A 16,801-nucleotide genomic window follows, 5' to 3' on the forward strand; every position below is an offset into this window, starting at 1 on the left:
CCCCCTAAAATGAAAATTCTGGATCTTCTTTTTCTGCTACTATATCTTGTGTCTGTTCTCTCTCAAGTTCTTCTGCTTCTACAAAGCGTTTTAAATCAGGAATATGAAGCTGAGCTTGTTTTAGCTTATCATGAACTAACAAGTTCTCATCTATATGATAGACCGCTTCCTGATGGCCATTAAATCCTTTATCTAAATCAATATCATCAAAGCGGATAACAGCCAACTCTGTCAAACTTCCCTTATACCAAGCTCCAATCTCACTTTCAAGATAGAATCGAACGGATTCTCTATCTTCCGTCTTTGTATCCCGTAAATAAGCTAGTTCCCAGCTTTCTCCTTGAGAATAACCAACGACCTCTTGAATGATTAACTCCTGATTATTAGTGTCTAAAATCTGGTTAATATCTCCTAAACGTGGTACTAGAATTTCCTGAGCTAATGAAACGGCTTCTGTACGATAGTTGAAAAACTCATATTGTTCCCTATCATCTACATAGTTCCTAACAAAGTCTGAATAATGAGGGAAATGTTCCTGAAAACTAGGTGAAATCATTCCATAGATATAGGCTTGTTTTACTGTTTCAAACTGGGCTATTTGATAATATGAGCGGTCAAGCTTGCCCTCTTGATTCAATAGTTCCTTGATATTTTCTGGAAGTTGAATCGGTTCTGAATCTGGCCAAGTTTTCTTAGAATAGTTTATTACTTCTTCGTAAAGAATGGTATCGATCTCTGGATTCTCCATTTCAAGCAAAGTATCTACAATTTGAGCTGATTCTGAAAGATTGGAACGATAATCAGTAATCAAGCCATCTTTACTAACCTCCCACTCCTCAACCTGAGCATTTTCTGGAGTTCGTAGTAACAACACCTCCTCAGCTTCCGGATCAACTCCAATGACCTGATCGCCATTGGGTAGCTGATCCATCTCCAATTCTTTAATCTTAGCATCTAATTGATGATTAACCTGAAGCAAGTCTTGTTTCAAGTGAAATAATTCTTCTGCGTTGGCTTGTAATTCCTCAAAATACTCTCTGGAGATTTTCACTGGTTGAACCAATAAATCTTTGTCTCGTTGCTCTCGAGGGTATGAAAACAAGTAGGGAGCGACTTCTTTGAAGTCCTGGTAGTTCATCCATTTTATAGATTCTGTAACAATCATATTTTGGACATCAACGACATCTGTATGAGGAGTAATCCAACCAGCTAAAGCCAACTCTTTTACTGCTTCAGATAGGGGGTATGAAGGGATATGTTCTAAAATCCCCTCAAAATAACCAATTCCTCGTGCAGTTTCTTCCTCAACTTCACGCTTCATTCGTTTAAATTGTTTTTGTGGTAATGTATTCATTCTATTTCATTTCCTTTCTTTCTACTATCTAGTTCTTAGTTTCTATATAGCCAAGTTCGTCTGTAGAAAAACCAACAATCTTATAGAATCCTATGGCTCCAAAAGTTTCTAATAAATGAGTTTCCGCTACCCTTTTAGCTGTATTAAAATCACGAAAAAAACCTGCATGAGCTAAATTTTCATGCCAGGTTATTTTTTCGCCTTCCTGATGCAGCCACACATACTGATCCCAATTTATAGCAATTAAAACGCAATAAGAGTCATAAAATTCCATTAGATTTCCTTTCTTTCCTAACTGACTTTAAGAGGAACTTCCTCAACTTCCTTAATCCCAATATGAATAACATTTTCTTCCCCAACCTGGTCTTTCCACTCATCAATATCACTCAGATAGCGCTTGTATCGATACCAATTATCATCATTTGGGCCATTGCTTAGGAGATTGGCTCTTGGATGCGTATCCAGGTTAAATTTTTGATCTCGAAAGACATTTTGTTTGGATAGGAAGAGTAGGGCTTCTGTTGTTCCAATCGTAGCCACCTCATGCGGTGTCAACAGTTCTCGACCAATTTTGGAGTTTTGCTTAGAGCTGCTGGCATTTCTTCCCCTGCTCTCGCTATAGTTCTGATCATTCAAAGTCTGCTTACCAGATCTCTCAGATAAAGCTTTCAAAGTATCTGGATCATTTGTTCCCAGATAAAGAATAGCCCCACAGTTATTGATAATCGTTTTCGTGTTCTCTTTACCGTATAATACTTCAATCTGACTTTGAGATTGAACCATCATTTTAATAGAGATTTCTCGAGACCGAATAACAGATATAATAGGGGGCAGATTAGGAATCTTGCCAATCTGTCCAAACTCATCCGCCTCTATCTGAACATGCAGTAAATCCTTTTTAGACTTTGTTGGATGCTCACCTAACAGGATTACATCTGCAGTCTTTATCAAGACATCAAAAATGGTACTAAAAAGAAGGGCTGACAAAAACTGATATGCTGGATCTACTTCTGGAATATGAATAAAAACTGCTGTTTTCTCAATGTTCCATTTTTCAATCTCCAGCGTATCCTTTTCAATAATCTTTCTTAGTTGCTCATGATCAAATACTGAGAAAGTTGTCGCAAAAATGGCATAAACAGAAACTCGTGTCTGACCATCAAAGTTTTTATTGAATAAATCCCACTGCCTGCAGGCATAATTCCCTGGTCTCCTTCTCTCCAGATCTTCAAACATCAATTCAACCGGACTCTCCGCTTCTGGATGATTCCTTCTCAATTCTCGAATCATATCTGTGACCTGCCCTAAATTAGGTAGATAGTGATCGAGCTGACCATCAAAATAAAGATAGCCAATTAGAGAACGCATGAGGAGTTTATTAGCTGCTGGCCAGAAAGGATCACTTTCATGACCATTTCTATTCAGAGATTCCGTGATTGCTTCAGCTACCCGGTCTATATCCATTTCATTATGAACATATCTAAAAACGTTGAAGCCATCTGAATTCAAGAAAGTAATCAGATCGAAAATCTTCATCTTATATCCTTTTTCTACCAGTGATTTTCCTGCTTCATGAATCAAAATCCCTTTGGTATCCGTTGTCACAAAGCTAGTGTTCCCTTGTAATAAATTCGGCTTTACAAAACTTCGTGTCTTCCAGTCACCCGTACCTCCATATACCAAGACATTTTTATTGATTTGATTTTCAAACCTCAAGCGGTTATTAAATAGTCCCATCTGACTGTTCTGGGTAAAAATCATATTCTTTTCAGGTTCTTCGTCTCGGAATCTCATCAACTCTTCTCTTGTCGCAAAACGAGCTGATCCATGTTCTTCTCCATAACGGTAAGTCCCTGTATCCGATACTCTCAAATACAGCAGAAAAGCAATCAAAAATCCGCCCATACCAATTAATAAAGAAGCTGGAGTAAATTGAAAATCGAACCAAGACTTATCGTTCAGATGATCGCTCATCCAGTTAAGCTTTCCAAATCCAAATACATCTGTTACTGAATCAGTATCTGGTGCCAACAGCCATAGTTTAAAGAACCAATGAAAGAGGTAGAATAGACCAATTCCTAACAACAAATACGGTCTAAGTCTCCGTTTCTTCTTTTCTGTAATCACTTCATTTTTCCTCCAATCTGTGGTTCGATATTTTCTGGAAGAACAAACTCCTTCGTATGAATGTTTACCTGGAGGGAAGAAATTTTCTCTTGTTCCACTGCTTTGAAATGTTGCAATTTCTCCTCAAAAGAAGTCGTTTTCCCATTTTTAAGATTTCGCTCATTGAATCCTTTAGGATCTCTTGTGATGCCTTCTAGGACATCCTTAAAGGCCTGTTCGACAACTCCTTTATCTTTTGCATTGAAAGCAAGAGTTGTCTTACCATCAGGGTGTGTATAAAAAGAAAAGCCAATCCCGTATTGGCCAAGTTCTTTTCGAACTGCCTCGAGATTGACTTCATTATGTAGTAATTGCTGGACTTCTTTCGTATCTGCCGTTGCCATGAATTTATTCCAGTCTGTCTCACCAGTAAAGAGGACATTTTCCCCTCTGGCCTGATACATTTCAACTGCCTTAGAGCTCACCAGGAAGAGTCCTTTTAAGATGATTTCTCCTGTCACAAGAGTTGCCCGTCCTAATTGGGCTACCACTTGTTCTTGTTCCATTTTAGCTCACCTCTTCAATTTTATAATAAAGATCCTTCAGTTGACTAGCTTGTTTCTCTTTGGCAAGAATCTGTTGTCGCAACTCATTGATTTTGTTTTGGCACTCATTAATTTCCTCGTTTGCTTCCTTAATAAACTCTTCATTAGACTGAATTTTATGTTTAATAGATTGCTTATAAGTAACCGTCTGAGCCTCAAAGCTATCAATAACCTCTGAAGGTAAATTTACTGAAGTCACATGAGAAAGGGAGAAGGAAGGCTCAACATTACCCTTATCTTCTTTAACAGAAAGAGGTATTTTCTCTTCCTGCGTTGATTTTTCAACAATAGAAACTACTTCTTGTGTAGGCATATCTTGTGAAGCTTCTACTAGTTCTTCCTCTTTTTTATCCAACCTACTGAAGTCTTCTGTAGTCCATTCACTGGAAGAATGGGCATTTTTATCTTCCAAAGGTACTTCCTCTCCAACCTCATCTTGAGGCTTCTGAGAAACTAGCTCAGCAATTATTTGACGAGCCATATTCGCCTCTCTCTTTACCGTTAGTTCTTCTAGTTCAGGTTCTGGTTGAGATTGGGATTCTCGTTCGGCTAGTAAGGAGGTATTTTCTTTATGTTTTTCTAAAAAATGAAGCAAACCTCTCTTTTTCTTCCCAACACTCGTACCAAAATTTTCCAGCAACTGATCAATGATTCCAATAAAAGGTATGTCAAGACTTTCTTCTTGTAAGATTTCACCTTCAGAATTAAGAGAATAAAGCCGATAGGTTCCGGTTATTCTATTACTCTTCATTCTCTCGTTGATGATTTCTAACTTTGAAAACAAATCATCTCGGTGCTCAAATGTTTCCTCTTGATTAGTCAATTGATTAATAATTTTATACATGATTCACTCCTTGGTTACTTGATTGTGCTGGAAGAATGAGTTCCTTCATTTCCTGATAGGATAAGCCACTCTCTTCTGATATAGCGACGAAAAGTTGTGCTTCAAAATCTTTTTCTTGTGCTATGTAATTCTTGATTTTTTCATCTGCTTCTTCTTTTTGTCGTTGCGCTTTTTCCTTATCTTTCCTAACTTTTTCAAGCTTACCTTCAAGTTGTTCTATTTTTTTACTCATTCCGTTCTCCTTATTGATTACTACTAGTTGCGGTTGTTGGTTCAGAAGATGTAGGTGTTGCCGTTGATGTAGAGGAAACTGGAGTCGAGCTTGAACTGCTAGTATCTGTATAAGTTCCTATACTTTGTCCTCTCGCTTCAGTCAATACGATGGGCTCTATTTTATTGATCAATAGTTTCCCTGCTTTTTCTACGTAGGTCAACCGAATTGTCGCCTTAGTGCTACCAGTGAGCCCCTTAGAAGCCCTATTGTCTTTCTCTGTTAAGGTGGTACTAGTATATTGAACCTGAGCTAAAGCAATTTTATGTTGTTTATCAATGTATATAGATCCTGATTCAAAAGCTTGGTCAACCACATACCCCTTATAGGTCTGATTAACTGGTTTCTGTTCTTCTTGAATAGTTTCCTGATACATGGAATCTGTCATAAAAGGCTTATAGCGTGGTCTATTCTCTTCTAAATCCTTCTTCGTATAGTAAGCAATCAAAAAATCTTCAACCTGTTGCTCAGAAAGAGAAAGTTGTTCCTGCTGTTTCTCTTCTTTATCTTGCTTCACCTCTTCCTGTCTTTGACTAGTCTGTCTCAAATTCTGTTGTACTTGAGCAATAGAATAACCCAATACAATACATAAAACGGCAATGAATCCCATAAAGAGTCCCTTTACCATTTTGATTAACTTTTGATTATACATTCTTTTCCTTTCTTATTTAGGGGTAACAAAATAGATACCTGATTGTGGTTTCAAGGTACGCCAACTTGATACATATAAACCACCAAAATTCATTTCTGAAACTAAGAAGCTACCATCGCTATTAACGTACTCACAAAAAGCAACGTGACCATAGATTGGCGATGCTCCAGCTACACCATTCATGAATACAGCTGCAGAACCTGGTTTAGGAGTCGTTGAAATGTCATATCCTTGCGCTTGGCCACTATCAACCCACTGATTGGCATTTCCTAGATAGGGATAAATGCCAACTCCAATTTGAGCAAAGCGATTATAAACATACCAGGTACAATTCCCTAATTCATAAGCGTTACCTGAATAGCCTTGTCCTTCTAAAAGTGCTTTATCCGTAGGAAGTCCATAAGGTAGCTTATCTTTATATTCTGCTGGAACTTGCTTGCTAGAAACACCTGTTGAACCTCCTCCTTTATTTTTTAAGAAATTTAGCCATTGACGAGCTGCATTTTGTCGTTCTAGAAGCTTATTACCTGGTACTCCCAACCAAGCGTTCAAGAAGTCCTCCGTAAGAGCTTCTACGGATCCAGTAGATGTTACAATTCTTCTGAATGCTGCACGTCTAGTTGGATCATCTTCCTCCAGAAGAAATTTTGTTTGGACTTCCGCAGACCAAATATCTCCATTCACAGATTTTGCAAAATTCCACAACGCAAGAGCACGAGGGCCAGTAAATTGACCAATCCCAATTCCTATATAGTGCAAACCGTTGACTAGATAACCTCTTTCATTTAGAGGCAAGGTAGGGTACATAGCTTGAAAGGCTCCCCAATTACCAACTAGATTTTCTGCAGTTGGTTCTTTAGCAACTTTATCAAACTGATTATTGGTTAGAAAGTCTGTTTCATAGCGTTTAAAGGTGATGGAACTCTCAATATCAAATCCTCCCAAAACGGCTGCGATTCCTTCATCTGTTGCTTCTGGTATATTTTTTTTGATTGCATCCGCAAAAGCTCTTGCACGTCTTCCTTTATCTCCAGATGTTTCAATATTACTGACAACAGACGTTGCTTGGGTATATTCTACACGCTGGAAGTAAAAACCGACATTGACATAAGTCCAGCTCTTCTTGATATTCCCATCTTTATCTTTCTTATTTGCACGATCATGTTCTAGCTTTTGATAATAAACAGTTTGATTTCCTTCAGGTGCTACCTTTCCAATAATATCTCCAGCTTTGACGTGATCACCTGTTTTATAGCGAATCGTATCTACGTTCTTATACAGAAACTTTGAATCCTGATCACTAATTTCTATGTCACTCCCCTTAACTTCAACTTTCCCATCTAAAACAGCTAACAGAGACTGACCTCCTGAAGCCTGCAAAACAGATCCATTAAAAACTTCCGTCTTCGTTTTATATCCAAAACGCTCAATAATCTGAAGTGGTGCTTGCGATTCAGGTTGGTCTTCTGTATAAAATGGATTATCTAGTTCTTGAAGCAACATATATTTTCCACTATCTCTAGCAATTTCTAAGAGTTGTTTATACTCCTCTAACTCGTCCTTATCAAGCTTATAGAGATTATTTTTGGTATAAAGCTCTTCCATCGTTTTAAGATTGTCTTTATCCCCATTTAAATTCTTCCATAAGGTATCTAAGTAAAGTTTCCCACGATTCTGTTGTGAAAAATATTTATTCCCGTCTATACGAAGCTTATCTGAAATATCATCATACTTATAATTCAAGTACAAAAGCGGATCATCAATTTTTGTCCAATAATCTACCTTGTCATTCGATTTTTCACGATCCAATTTTGAAAGATACAACCAGGTATCATTCATATCAAATTCATCTTGACGGGTAATTCCTGAACTACCGATACCAAGTATAGCCAGAAACAAAAGCAAACCGAAAGCAATCAAATAAGCCTTTAGGCTAAATGGATTTTTGATAATAGCTTGAAGCGGTTTAGAACCTACACGGTAGAACTTCCTCGCTTTCTTAGCAACTTTCCCTGTTTTAGAAGTAGCTAAGTGTTTTTTATAGGCCTGAATACGACGAGAGAGTTTTCCTTCCCAAGAAAATTCTCTTGGAGTTCGATTGAAACCTCTTCCTTTAGCCTTATTATAGGCTCTATTTCCAAGGCTATAGCTCGATTTAACCATTCCTTGGCCAAGTTTACCGCTATACTTCCCAATCGTTTTGATCCGTTTCCCTTGAATCTGAATATCCTGATACCGATATTTAGCTCGTGCTATATCTGACAGTGTATCATCCTGATGAGCAACAGAGCTAGCCTGTTGATTAGCAACTCGTTCTACAGATTGTTTTGCCACACGAAGAAACTTCTTCTTGCGTGAACCACCATTAGCCTCTTGAGCGACTTTAAAAGTTCTTTTAGAAGTTTTTTTCTCCAGTTTCGCCTTATCTAATTCCTGCTTAAGGAATGTCTGCTTTTTATTGTTCCTATCTAATTCCTGCTTAAGGAAGACCTGCTTTTTATTGTTCCTATCTAATTTCTGCTTAAGGAAGATCTGCTTTTTATTGTTCCTATCTAATCCCTGCTTAAGGAAGACCTGCTTTTTAATTTCCTCTGGACGAAGTGCCTTTCCTTCTTTTCCAAGATTTCTTCCTTGTTTCTGGATATTCTTGTACTCTTTTTGGATTCTCTTATACTCTTTTTGTATTTTCTTGAGCTTGTTCTTAGAAGCTCGAAATTGGCTTCGACTCTTCTTTACCAACTGACGTTTAGAGTTGGTCTGAGATTGTAACTTCGTAAGTTGTTTTGCGCTATCTTGTTGAACCGTTCGGTAATTCTTACGAACTTTTTCTAGCTTTCGATCTAACCTATGACCGATTGTTTTTGGTCTGCCTTTCTCCTGATCCATAGTGAGACTCCTAAGCGTCTGTTGCGACTAAGTTATACAACTTAGTATTCTTTGGTATTGGATTTTCAAATGGCACCACAACTGGCCCAGCTACGATTAAGCCAGTACCTTTAGCTTTTGGCCGTGCTAAGTAGCGAATCTGTTTATCAGTCAGATTGACAATCTCTTTTAGGATAGCCAAATCTTGGGGTTTTTGTTTGAGTAAAATCATAAACTCACTATTTGAGAGCAATTTCCGACCTTCTTCAACAGCAGCTAGCGTTTCTACGTTCTGGGTGATTCCTGTTGGAATCGCACCATATTTCCGAATCCGTGAATACAACGTAGTAAAGAAGTCTGCTTGAGCCTTATTTTTAAATAGAATCTGCATTTCATCAAAGTAAACCCATGTAGTACATTTCCCTTGATTCTCTACAATTTGATTCCAGATATAATCCTGAATAACCATTAAAGCAAACGGCTTCAACTTATGAGACAACTTCTTCAGATTAAAGATAACAAAGCGATGATTGAGATCCACGTTGGTATTGTGAGCAAAAATATCCTGAGAACCAGTTGTATAGGTCTCTACCGCTAAAGCTAAGTCTTGTGCTTCGGGTTCAGGTTGTTCTTTTAAGACCTGGTGCCACTCTTTTAAAGTTGGAGTATAATGATCTGTTAAATAACGCTCATAAGTCATTCCTGTTACGCGGTCAATAATCCCAATCTGGGCATCTGTTACCTCAGATAGAATCGATTCAAACAATCCCATCAACAAGTTTGCTTTATCCCCTATTGGATCGTCATCCTCATCATCCAAACGATCCAGATCTGGTAGATCCAAAAGATTGATATGTGTTTTAGAACCAATCGAAATATCCACCATCTGAGCACCGAAAGCACGGCCAATATCAGAATATTCATCTTCGGGATCCACGATGATAACTCGGTCTTCTGGATATTTCAGTAAAGTTGGAATAACTTCTCCACCCTTTATTGTTGTAGATTTACCAGAACCAGAGGAGCCAAGTACAACACCTGAACCCGTGTTCAAATCACGCTTTCGATCTAGTGTAATGATATTGTTTGATAACTGATTTTGACCATAGTAGCGAGCGAGTGAGCTTTCAGACTTCAAGTCCACGTTGGTAAAAGGAACTTGCGTAGCAATATTAGCTGTCGTCATCTTTCTCATAAAATTCTTCTTCACATTCAAGAAGCACTCCCCGATAGGTAGAATCGTATTCAAAGCCTCTTCTTGATAATAATAAAGATCTTCAAACTCTACCCCTAATTTACGTCCAGCACGCTTAATCTTCTGTTCGTTACGTTGTAGTTCCTCTTGGCTCTCTGCCTTAAAATACACTGCAATCAAACCAGAAAAGATTTTCTGATCATACTCAGTAATCTCGTCTCGCCACTTCTTGGTAGCTTCTGAGATTTCTTGGTCACGACCAGCCACAACCGCATCATCAAAGATACCAGATTGAGCGGCCTTACGTTTAGAACGAAGTTTCCCAATTTCAGCATTTGTTTCTGCATCGTCAATTTTCTCTAAGATTTCAACATTCTCATAAGGTTCTGCATGGATAGTAATAGCTAGTTCAAATCCTAGTGTTGTTAAATCCCGAATAAGACGATCAGACATCCAGTTTGGATAGCGGTGCGCATAAAGTACCTTGACCCAACTATCATCTATAATCATGCGTTTTTCTTGAAATTCAATCCTGTTTGGCGCAATAAATGATTTAGTGGCTAAACCTGTCAAAGCAATTTCTTTATAATCAAAATTGACATACGGGTTAGCTCGTAGTAACTCAGAAAAGACTTTTAAACGATCCAAACCATTCATATCCCTGAAAGTAATATCAGATTCCTGAAATTGAGTTCCTAGGGAAACTCCAATATCTTGTAGGATCAACTGAGCCTGTTTTCGGTCATCCGCATTCGTTGAAATGGTCACATACTTATGTACCTCGAAGTTGTTAGCATGTGTGGTAAATCGCTCCTTAATCATCTCATTTAGCTCCTCACGATAGTCGTCAAAACCATCATTTGTTTCTTCAAACAAGATATTCTGCAAGGAGTTATCCGATACTCGACGGTTAATGACTAGGAGCTGGTAGTTACTACCCTCATCCAGTGAATTAAGAGCATCCATCGTTGTATCGATGATACTCTCTTTTTCATCTTGTTGAGCTGTAGAGTAAGAAGCATCTCCCAACATAAAGCTACGAGAATACTTCTCACGAGCAATGTGCATTAATCCATCTTCATGTAGATGTGTGTAATTGATCGTATTTTGCGTCGTAGGTTTCATCTGACGACGCAAACGATCAATTTTTTTCTTTTCTGCTTTTTCTAGTTTTTCTCTTTTGCTTTTGAATAAACTCATCTTTCGTATACATTCCTACCTTTCCAAATTCTGTCTCATAAGTTCTTTGTTGGATTCGGAAAAAGAAATTGATTTTTTCTTTAATCCGCATTCGCTTAGTCATTCCCGTACCATACATTCCTCCAGGAACTACAAATAGAGCATCCCAAAGATAGATGTACCAATCAGGTAGACCAAAGAAGTAAATAGCAATTGTCCCTGAGACAGCTATTATCAAACACACGTATAGAACAAGCATTCTAGTAGTTAGACCAAATAGAATTGGCTTGTCCTCGTTTTCAAATTCTCTTAAAAATTCTGATCCAATTTTTTTCAATTAGTTTCCTTTCATAAAAAATAACATCTATCAATTCTAATTTCTCTAGACATGGATTATACTCCTAAAAGCTGCTTGGCTTTTCGACTAGATCCAACCATTACAAAGATATAGATTACTCCTTTGGCAATTGACGCAAAGGCTGTTCCCCAAGTACCATTGTCTGCAGTCGTAACCTTGAGAAGATCTGTTGCCACAATCGAATCGTATACAACAGAAACAATAATTAGGATGACACCAATAAGGGCCGAGGCTGCAAAGTATTTCAAGAAGTTAATCGTAACAGATCGCAACGAATCCATCATAAAGAACGCTACTAATAATGGAGCTAGGGCTTTAAGCATATACAAATCTAAGTAACGTAAGAAAACAATAATCCCTAAAATAATGTTAGCTACTCCACTTACAGCTTTCCCTACTAAAGTAATGATAGTTTTTTCAAATATTCCTTTTCCACCAGAAATATTAGAATCAATGGTTGCTTTAACAGTAGGTGTTACATGAGCAATTACCTTTACAATAATATTAAGTAATTCCAGAATAGCATCACAAATCTGAGATGAGGCAGAAATCATGATGAAAGCAAATAAGTACTTCATCAAGGCCTCTAACCAGATCTTTTGGGTTAGCGAACCTCCTCTGGACTTGACCATTTGTGACCACGATGCCATTTCAAACCAGAAAAAAAGACCTAAAAGGATATACCCAATAGGTCTAACGGCATCAGCCATTATGTTTACAGCTTGGTTTGTCGCAGAGCTGTAACTAGAAAGAGAGCTTGTCAGCTCTCTAATATCTAAATTCATAGGCTACTCCTAAAATTTTAGCTGAGACAGTGATGCAACGACTGCGGCCGCAATCCCTGCAGAAGCAACAGCTAAAAATGCACCATTAATCATAGAATCAGACCCATCATCTTGCCTTTGCTTATCTTTATTCTTTCTTCCTTGAATATAATCGACTGCACCATTCCAGATCCAGATAAGACCTGTGATTGTTCCAACTACACCTAGACCAGTAATAATTTTTGTAATAATTTCCATTTTGTTTTACCTCTTTTAATTTCTTTTTTCTTTAATAAAAGGCACTGCAGAGATTTCTACAGTGCCAAACACAATACTATTTTTATAATTCATCAAATTCTTCACGATAAATCGTCCGAACAGTAGCTACTAGAATACTGAGACCAATAATAACTGGAACTTCAAAATTCGGATATGGGAAAAATAACCCTCCTCCTTTTGGTGCATCAACCACTTGACCAGCATTAATAAGTGAATCATGGGACATTCCTAAAATATGCGGTGTATACCATCCAAAAATACTATCAATTATGTTTTCGCTTGGAAAATTGAATAGATGGTGAATAATTGCCATTCCGCCAATCAATACGATTGTTATACATATTTTAGCTATAACCCACAGAATAAACATACCAATAGTAGATTTCACAACATTAATACACCAAAGAATGATATAAAAGGGAGCTGTAAAAATCCTAATAAAAGCTAGCCATAACCAGGAAAAATCACTCCCTAATTTCATAACTCTACTCCTCCACAATCTACCGTAATTATAGCATAAATCAACAACCTTAACAATATTTTTATATTGTTTTTACATTATATTTTACTACTTTTTATTTAATTTCCTATAGATTATTACAGAGATTCCTAATACTATTCCAATGATTCCTGTCAAAGTCAAGAAATTGGATAAACTAGTTCCCGTATTAGGTAATACTTTTTCAGCTTGGGTTCCTACTTCGATAATTTCATTTACAGGATCTACTTTTTCAAGACTCGGTTTGTTTTCTTTTACCTCTCCTGTATCTGGGTCAAGATAATAAGTTGTCGTAATTGTTTCTCTACCTTTAACACCAGCTTGAATAATTTTTTCTTCACCTTTCTTTAAATCTTTATTTTCTCGTTTTTCAGTTTTAAATTCTGTTTCCCTAATTTCAACTTTTGGCTTAGTCCCTACTGAAATAACTTCGTCTACAGATTCAGTTTTTTCAATCTTTGGTTCATTTGCGGTTACTTCTCCTGTTTCAGAATTAAAACGATAGGTAATCTTGGTTGTTTCATGACCTTTGCTACCTTTTGTAACAACTGTCTTCTTACCTGCCTCTGACTCTTTGTCTTCAACATATTTTGTTTTATAATCCAAATCTTTAGTTGTGACAACAGGCTTTGTTCCCACAGAAATAACTTCGTCTATCGGTTCAGTTTTTTCAACCTTTGGTTCATTTGCGGTTACTTCTCCTGTTTCAGAATTAAAACTATAGGTAATCGTGGTTGTTTCATGACCTTTGCTACCTTTTGTAACAACTGTCTTTTTACCTGCTTCTGACTCTTTATCCTCAACATATGTTGTTTTGTAATCTAGTTCCTTAGTCGCAACAGCTGATTTGCTTCCTCTAGCCACTACTTTATCAACAGCTTCTTTGAGGACTTCCTCTTTTATAGATGGTTCATCTTTCGTTCGAACTCCTTTTTGAGTTACATAGGTTTTAGTAGTTCTTTTAATTCCTAGAACACCTTCGGTTACAATTTTTTCCTGCCCAAACTCTAACTCAGGATCTTCTGTATAAACAGTCTTAAAAGCTATATCAGACTCTGCAACATCTACATCTTGCCCCTTTGTACCTTTTGCGATTACTTTATCAACGGCTTTTTTAAGGATTTTCTCTGTGACAGTTGGATCCCCTACACGTTTGCCTGATTGAGTAACATAAGTCTTTGTTATTTCTGTTTGACCTACAGCACCTTCAGTTAGAACTTTGGTCTGTCCAATTTCTAACTCAGGATCCTCTGTATAAGTTGTGTTAAAAGGGATGTCTTCTGTTTTCACCTCAACGTCTGATCCTTTAGTTCCTCTAAGAACAATGCGATCAACTTTAGGTTTTGTAATAGTAGTTGAAATAACCTTACCATCTTTTAGAGAAACCAATTGTGAACCTTCACTACCAGCTTGCTTTTCTTTCTCTTGACCAGCAGCCAGCGATGGATCCTCTTCATATTTGGTTTCAAAAGCAATTTTTTCAGGTCTGAGAGTATTGATTTTTTCATCGACTTTTTTACCATCTACTGTTACAGAACCGCGAATACTACGTTCCACAGACGGTGTACCAGTAAAGGTATAATTAACAGTATAGGAACCATTATCCAAATCACCTGACCAAGAAACGGTATTATTGGTGATAGTTAGAGGAGTTTTTTGACCATTAGGAGAAACTAGTTCTGCTGATGTTAATGTCAAATCTGCTTCAGGACTAATAGAGACGGTTCCTTTTTGTTTAATAGTTTTATTAACAACTACTAGCGCTGTTGACTCAAATAATTTAGCAATATCTTCTTGACGATTAGGTGTGTCTAACTTAGTGAAGACTTTGATATTCGGATGTCCAGCTTTAACAAGTTGTTCATAAGAGTTTGTATTTTTACCATCTTTACTATCAATAACCGTCATAAAAGTTTTAGCATTCGACTTTGCCCAATCTGCAAAACTAGTATCAATATTTTCATGAGTATAATATGAAGACCAATCATCTGTAAACTGTAAAACTGAAACTTGTTTATTTTTGTTCGTTTGAGCTTTATACACATCCTCAAAACCTGTTCCTATTGGAAAATTCTTTGAAACAGAATATTTCTTTGATTCTAGCAACGGTGAAACATATGAACTAATTAAAGAGCTTGACAATGACATACTATGTACTTCTTCGTTCGAATTTAACTCTTTTAATAAATCGATAGCTTCCTTCTTTGTCAATAAACGTGTTATATCAGAACCTTCTCTATCACCAATTTTATATGAATCCTCAGTATTTGTACCATTAAAAGCCAACATGACATGGTCTTCATCCGTCAACTTATTCTCAATAACGTAAATCATGTCATTAATTTGTTGTTTACGACCACCAGCAACACCATTAGCTCTTTCAAATTCAGAATCAGACAAAGACCCTGATAAATCAATAATTTGAATCAAGTCCATCGGATCATGATAAGTTACTTGTGATTTACTAGTTGTTGTTGTACCCGAAAACTTTAAACTGTTACTATATCCATCCCCTTTCTCCTGTGCATAAACCTTTGTGGTTTCTACAAACGGTGTAACAACTTCAACTAAATTCGCAAATCCTAGAACTGTTAATCCTAAGATTACGATACAACGCTTTTTCCATTTTTTCATAAATTTTTAACCTATTCTTTTTTCTTTCGCATAGATAAAGCTAAAGCGATTGTTCCCATAGCCATTCCAAGAAGAGCTAAATTGTTGGAACTACTCATACCAGTATTAGGCAATTCCGCTTTTGAAACTTCTTCTTTTGGTTCCTCGGATTTCGGTTCTTCTTTCTTTGGTTGTTCTGGTTTTACCTCTTCTGGAGTATGAGTCACAACTGTATTAGATACAACTTCCACACCATTAACCGTATGACGATATGTATTTTCTACTGTTCCTGCTTGAATACGTGTCATTTGTAGATATACTTCTGCTTGAAACTCTGATGTCTCTAAAATTGACTTCAAGAACGTATCATCAAAGCTAATATCTACTTTACCTTTAGCCTTGTCTACTACTTGACTTGTGAACTTCGTTAATTCATCACCAGCTTTGAATTTTTGGCCATCACTTGTTTCAAAATCTACAGCTGCAAACACTTGATAAACACTCTGATAATCATCATGTGTTTCATCGTAATCATCGCTAAATTTATACTCAAACAACTGTTCTGAGCGATCTTTTGGAATCAAGGAACCAACTAGTTTATAATTAAATATTTGATTCATCTTGACCTCTTTTCCATCTAAACTTTCCTTGCTTAAATGGTCGATCACTACATCTTTCTTCGGTTCAATCTTTGGAACATTATTGACTACAGTTTCAGTTACATAGGCCATCCCAAAATCAATTTGGTAGGCTGTATTCTCATACTTACCACCTGTTTGACCCAATTCTTTCTTAACAGTCATTGGGTTGGTAATGGTCAGAACTTCTCCAGTTTGCACGTAGGTCTTGTAGAACTCCTCTGGATTCTCTGCCTCGAATACTTGAATCGCTCCTTTCGGAGTGAAATTGCTGGACTTCAAGGCTTCTTGTACACCTGATGGTGCCTTATCTAGACTCTCATAAAGAGCCATTTTCAAACCTTTAACTACTTGCCCTTTAGAATCCGTCACTTGTACACCGTCTTGATTGATGGTAACAGCTTCTTCTGGGTAATCATCAACGATATAGAACCCTTTACCAATACGGTCTTTATCTGCTTCAATGCCCTTGTATTGGCTATAATCTGCCGTTACCTTGTAGTAGTTGACAGAACCTGCCAAGACCTGTTTCCCATCGATGTTAACACCTGCTTTATTCAGATTCTTCTTGGTAGGTTT

Annotated in this window: 15 protein-coding genes; all 15 read right to left on the reverse strand. The window is 37.1% G+C overall.

The genetic code is table 11. From position 1 onward, the window contains the following. Positions 1–4 precede the first annotated feature (4 nt). Entirely contained in the window at positions 5–1,354 is a 1,350-nt protein-coding gene (locus N8L33_RS01385) for a hypothetical protein (RefSeq protein WP_261044025.1), read from the reverse strand. Positions 1,355–1,382: 28 nt separating this feature from the next. Next, complete coding sequence (locus N8L33_RS01390) at positions 1,383–1,628, reverse strand: hypothetical protein (RefSeq protein WP_033680414.1); 246 nt, start codon at positions 1,626–1,628, stop codon at positions 1,383–1,385. A gap of 17 nt (positions 1,629–1,645) precedes the next feature. Continuing rightward, on the reverse strand, positions 1,646–3,481 hold the full coding sequence (locus tag N8L33_RS01395) for a VirD4-like conjugal transfer protein, CD1115 family (protein ID WP_261058098.1): 1,836 nt from the start codon (positions 3,479–3,481) through the stop codon (positions 1,646–1,648). Next, a complete protein-coding gene (locus N8L33_RS01400; protein ID WP_050256937.1) occupies positions 3,478–4,026 on the reverse strand; it encodes a DUF3801 domain-containing protein in 549 nt (182 codons plus the stop codon). The genes N8L33_RS01395 and N8L33_RS01400 overlap by 4 nt, the downstream gene beginning before the upstream one ends. A 1-nt stretch (position 4,027) precedes the next feature. Next, on the reverse strand, positions 4,028–4,909 hold the full coding sequence (locus N8L33_RS01405) for a hypothetical protein (RefSeq protein WP_261044014.1): 882 nt from the start codon (positions 4,907–4,909) through the stop codon (positions 4,028–4,030). Then, a complete protein-coding gene (locus N8L33_RS01410) occupies positions 4,902–5,141 on the reverse strand; it encodes a hypothetical protein (protein ID WP_261044012.1) in 240 nt (79 codons plus the stop codon). The genes N8L33_RS01405 and N8L33_RS01410 overlap by 8 nt, the downstream gene beginning before the upstream one ends. 10 nt (positions 5,142–5,151) lie before the next feature. Then, positions 5,152–5,832, reverse strand: coding sequence for a hypothetical protein (locus N8L33_RS01415; protein ID WP_261044010.1), 681 nt, complete (start codon positions 5,830–5,832; stop codon positions 5,152–5,154). A 12-nt stretch (positions 5,833–5,844) separates the two neighbouring features. Next, entirely contained in the window at positions 5,845–8,718 is a 2,874-nt protein-coding gene (locus N8L33_RS01420; protein WP_261044007.1) for a phage tail tip lysozyme, read from the reverse strand. A gap of 10 nt (positions 8,719–8,728) precedes the next feature. Further along, positions 8,729–11,092: a VirB4-like conjugal transfer ATPase, CD1110 family gene (locus tag N8L33_RS01425; protein ID WP_261058099.1), complete on the reverse strand. Its 2,364-nt coding sequence runs from the start codon at positions 11,090–11,092 to the stop codon at positions 8,729–8,731. Beyond that, positions 11,034–11,408 (reverse strand): anion permease, encoded by a 375-nt coding sequence (locus N8L33_RS01430; protein WP_050292208.1) that lies wholly within the window; start codon positions 11,406–11,408, stop codon positions 11,034–11,036. Before N8L33_RS01430 ends, N8L33_RS01425 begins: the two co-directional genes overlap by 59 nt. Before the next feature lie 56 nt (positions 11,409–11,464). Beyond that, complete coding sequence (locus N8L33_RS01435; RefSeq protein WP_261043989.1) at positions 11,465–12,214, reverse strand: conjugal transfer protein TrbL; 750 nt, start codon at positions 12,212–12,214, stop codon at positions 11,465–11,467. 9 nt (positions 12,215–12,223) lie between these two features. Then, positions 12,224–12,451, reverse strand: coding sequence for a hypothetical protein (locus N8L33_RS01440; protein WP_000402890.1), 228 nt, complete (start codon positions 12,449–12,451; stop codon positions 12,224–12,226). 82 nt (positions 12,452–12,533) lie between these two features. Then, the gene (locus N8L33_RS01445) at positions 12,534–12,953 is read right to left on the reverse strand and encodes a hypothetical protein (RefSeq protein ID WP_261043987.1); all 420 of its coding nucleotides are present in this window, start codon (positions 12,951–12,953) and stop codon (positions 12,534–12,536) included. Between the two features lie 87 nt (positions 12,954–13,040). After that, positions 13,041–15,605, reverse strand: a complete 2,565-nt coding sequence (locus N8L33_RS01450; RefSeq protein ID WP_261043985.1) for a G5 domain-containing protein — start codon at positions 15,603–15,605, stop codon at positions 13,041–13,043. An 11-nt stretch (positions 15,606–15,616) separates the two neighbouring features. Next, a partial coding sequence (locus N8L33_RS01455; protein ID WP_261058100.1) for an SspB-related isopeptide-forming adhesin occupies positions 15,617–16,801 on the reverse strand: 1,185 nt, incomplete at its 5' end.

Source organism: Streptococcus mitis (genome assembly GCF_946188695.1).
Taxonomy (GTDB): Bacteria; Bacillota; Bacilli; order Lactobacillales; family Streptococcaceae; genus Streptococcus; species Streptococcus mitis_DF.

What these genes read in the sequence shown, in the direction of transcription:
- N8L33_RS01385 (WP_261044025.1), bottom strand. Translation starts at nt 1,354, where the DNA reads ATGAATACATTACCACAAAAACAATTTAAACGAATGAAGCGTGAAGTT.
- N8L33_RS01390 (WP_033680414.1), bottom strand. Translation starts at nt 1,628, where the DNA reads ATGGAATTTTATGACTCTTATTGCGTTTTAATTGCTATAAATTGGGAT.
- N8L33_RS01400 (WP_050256937.1), bottom strand. Translation starts at nt 4,026, where the DNA reads ATGGAACAAGAACAAGTGGTAGCCCAATTAGGACGGGCAACTCTTGTG.
- N8L33_RS01405 (WP_261044014.1), bottom strand. Translation starts at nt 4,909, where the DNA reads ATGTATAAAATTATTAATCAATTGACTAATCAAGAGGAAACATTTGAG.
- N8L33_RS01410 (WP_261044012.1), bottom strand. Translation starts at nt 5,141, where the DNA reads ATGAGTAAAAAAATAGAACAACTTGAAGGTAAGCTTGAAAAAGTTAGG.
- N8L33_RS01415 (WP_261044010.1), bottom strand. Translation starts at nt 5,832, where the DNA reads ATGTATAATCAAAAGTTAATCAAAATGGTAAAGGGACTCTTTATGGGA.
- N8L33_RS01420 (WP_261044007.1), bottom strand. Translation starts at nt 8,718, where the DNA reads ATGGATCAGGAGAAAGGCAGACCAAAAACAATCGGTCATAGGTTAGAT.
- N8L33_RS01425 (WP_261058099.1), bottom strand. Translation starts at nt 11,092, where the DNA reads ATGAGTTTATTCAAAAGCAAAAGAGAAAAACTAGAAAAAGCAGAAAAG.
- N8L33_RS01435 (WP_261043989.1), bottom strand. Translation starts at nt 12,214, where the DNA reads ATGAATTTAGATATTAGAGAGCTGACAAGCTCTCTTTCTAGTTACAGC.
- N8L33_RS01440 (WP_000402890.1), bottom strand. Translation starts at nt 12,451, where the DNA reads ATGGAAATTATTACAAAAATTATTACTGGTCTAGGTGTAGTTGGAACA.
- N8L33_RS01445 (WP_261043987.1), bottom strand. Translation starts at nt 12,953, where the DNA reads ATGAAATTAGGGAGTGATTTTTCCTGGTTATGGCTAGCTTTTATTAGG.
- N8L33_RS01450 (WP_261043985.1), bottom strand. Translation starts at nt 15,605, where the DNA reads ATGAAAAAATGGAAAAAGCGTTGTATCGTAATCTTAGGATTAACAGTT.